Source organism: Mesobacillus sp. LC4, from assembly GCF_053543455.1.
In genome coordinates this window covers 1-2,848 of sequence record NZ_JBGCUB010000026.1, presented here as the reverse complement: position 1 = coordinate 2,848, position 2,848 = coordinate 1, and the positions used below count along the sequence as shown (strand labels likewise).

At 32.1% G+C, this 2,848-nt stretch carries 4 protein-coding genes and 1 pseudogene; 1 reads left to right on the top strand and 4 read right to left on the bottom strand.

Annotation, left to right across the window (positions count from 1 at the left end):
* A partial coding sequence (locus AB5I83_RS23605; protein ID WP_448978937.1) for an SDR family oxidoreductase occupies positions 1-348 on the bottom strand: 348 nt, incomplete at its 3' end.
* Between the two features lie 277 nt (positions 349-625).
* Here AB5I83_RS23605 and AB5I83_RS23600 point away from each other — a divergent pair.
* Complete coding sequence (locus AB5I83_RS23600) at positions 626-1,186, top strand: CBO0543 family protein (protein ID WP_448978935.1); 561 nt, start codon at positions 626-628, stop codon at positions 1,184-1,186.
* 180 nt (positions 1,187-1,366) lie between these two features.
* Here the strand turns inward: AB5I83_RS23600 and AB5I83_RS23595 are convergent, their stop codons facing one another.
* The 3 genes and pseudogenes from AB5I83_RS23595 to AB5I83_RS23585 form a co-directional block, all read right to left on the bottom strand.
* A complete protein-coding gene (locus AB5I83_RS23595) occupies positions 1,367-1,750 on the bottom strand; it encodes a hypothetical protein (protein WP_448978933.1) in 384 nt (127 codons plus the stop codon).
* Positions 1,751-1,894: 144 nt separating this feature from the next.
* Entirely contained in the window at positions 1,895-2,410 is a 516-nt protein-coding gene (locus AB5I83_RS23590) for a DinB family protein (protein WP_448978932.1), read from the bottom strand.
* A 206-nt stretch (positions 2,411-2,616) separates the two neighbouring features.
* A pseudogene (locus AB5I83_RS23585) lies at positions 2,617-2,848 on the bottom strand (NUDIX hydrolase); the annotation flags it as partial.

The window sequence follows — 2,848 nt, the reverse complement described above, 5'->3', positions numbered from 1 at the left end:
AAATTTTTGCTTATAATATTTAAATGGTATTTCATCTATCCCAACAATTGACGGATAGATAAGATGTTTTATGTGTTTCATTTTACCTAAAAACTCCTTAAATCCTAAAACCTCAACCATTTTTGAATTTTTAATCGGACTTGTTGCTGCGTGTATAATTACATCTACATCTTTTACTGCTGCTTCTAATCCTTCTCCAGACGATAAATCGCTATAAATCCACTCGAATTGTCCTAATCCTTCAGGTTTGCTTCTTGAGGTTATTTTAACTTTATAATCAGAATCTTTTAGTTGCTTAAGTAAAGTCGAACCTAGTTGTCCTGTTGAACCAGTAACCAATATCCTCAAAGTAAACACTCCCAATCTAATGGATTTCCTCTTTATTGTCATATTCAGAAGTTTGGTTTTTAATTCGACTATTCTTCATCGTTATTTAAATAAGAAATCGACCATAAACACTGAAAGATAAAATAGTACAACTTAGATCAATTAAAATCGACTTTTAGCAATTCAAATATATTAAGTTGAATTCTCTATTAAAAAAATCAATATCAAACAATACATAAATTTCCTTTAGAAATGAAAAGTTATAATCACTAACTCTTTTTCCCAAGGAGCATAATAAATGTCATTTAATCAAGGATTAACTCATTCAGAAAATGCCTATAATCAATTTACTGATACCAGTTCCCTATTTTCAAAAATAGTGATGGAAGATTTTTTATTTACTTGGCAGTGGTGGTTTGGTATCGCCCTCTTTGTCATACCATGGATTACTTGGTTTGTTTTAAGGAATAAGGAAAGCACGGGGCGTTTACTTTTAGGTGGATTGCTGACTATCATATTATCACTTACAATAGACCTCATCGCTTTATCTTCAGGTCTTTGGTCCTACCCTATGGTCATAGTCCCATTAGCTCCGTTTTTATTTTTACCCTATCACTTCTCTTTAGCTCCTGTGGGGATAATGTTCGCATTACAAATCAAACCTAAGATGAATCCCTTTTTAAAAGGTGTCATTTTTTCAGCCATTGCTGCTTTTTTAGGTATGAACTTCTTTGATCTCATCGACTTTTATAATCCAAAAAGTTGGTCAACCTTGTATGATTTTTGTATATTTCTACTTCTTTATTATGCCGCGTATTTCATCGTTAAATTAGAAAGCTTTAAGAGAATAAATAATTAATTCACAAAAGGAAGCCCTTGTTTGCTTCCTTTTTCTGCTATAACAACAAGGCTTTTTCATCAATAAATTGTAAACTTTCTTTCACTAACCCCTTTAAAGCTCAATAAGGAATTAAACAAAAAAGGCGACTAATCCTTAATGGATCATCGCACCGGATAGTTTATTTATTATCTCTCATGATTACTTAAAGTTACCTGGGATTTTAACAAGAACATAATTACCAGTCCACATTTGAGTAGTGGCTATTAATCTCCTTCCGTCTTTTTCAAAGAACAGACCAGCACCATCTTTTTCTTTAAATTTCCATCCATTTAAACCAATCATTTGTTTTATCGTTTCATCAGCAATCGATATACCTTTGTTCTCACTTCTTGTGATATACCAAATAGAATCACCTTCTACGGCAATTTCTGCTATCTTACTTTCCGATTCTTTTAGTTTATCGATGGCTTCTTTTGCTGATAAATTCTCTATTGGAAGAGAGGGATAGTATAATTTATTTACAAATATGAACACAGCTATAATAACTATTGCTATACCTAGTATAAATCCAACCTTTTTCATCTAATTACCCCCTTTATTGGGTTCAAATCAAGGTATCTTATAGATCCATTCTCAACTATCCTGACTCGTTTGTTCAATATGTAATCAACCACTAGGTGGTTAATCCTTCCTGAATCAACCCACCCCATAGTTAAACAAGATTTACTAATTTCCCAACAGCCTCTTGATTGTTCTAATCTGTCCACGGTGGTTGATTTCGTCTTCCATAACGTGAAACCATAAATAATAATTATTATAAGAAATACCATTATCCCAATTGTTCTCCTCGAATAACCATTTATCATCCTTGGATTCTAGATATGTTAATGTCTTTTTTCTAACTTTTGATAATTCGTCTAAATAATAATCGATAGAATGATTTGTAATCACTTCTCTTGCCCTATCTCCCAATTCCAAAGCTGGTCCCCACTTAAGATATTCATCCTTAGTTAAATCTCTTTTTTCAAAAGAGATAACTTGATGTACAAACTCAATTGACGCAATATGTGATAAAAGAGAACCAATTGAATTTGAACTTAGATACGGTAGATAATCTAAATCATTTTGGTTTAATATAGAGATTTCACTCAACGTAACTTCCCTCGAATGTTCAAGCATACATACGAGTTCACCCATTTTTTCAGTGTAGTTTTCTTTAGTTTTTATTCTATAATCAATCATCAATCTACCTCCATCCTATGGTAAGTTCAACACTACCAGTAAAAAGGAAAAAATAAAGACTGATAATTCGTGAAAATGTATGGTACAATTTAATTATACATAAAGAAGAGGCAACCTGATTTTTATCAGTGTTGCCTTTTTTGTGCCCATTCTTCTTTCACTAACTGCATCGTTTATTTAATAAGGACTTCAACAATTTCCCATACCTAAAATTCTATATATAATGGGTGCTTGCTATTATCGAGACAGTATTCAATTCTTTGCTTAAAGTTTCCCACAGTGACCATTTCTAAGGCTTTCTCAATTGGATAGAACCCTACTTCTAGACTCTCTGATGAAGTTGTTAATTCTCCTCCGATTGGCTTGGCCAAAAACAATGTATTACATATTGATTTGTTCACATTCTGAAATATTCCACAGAATTTTAGAACTTCAATT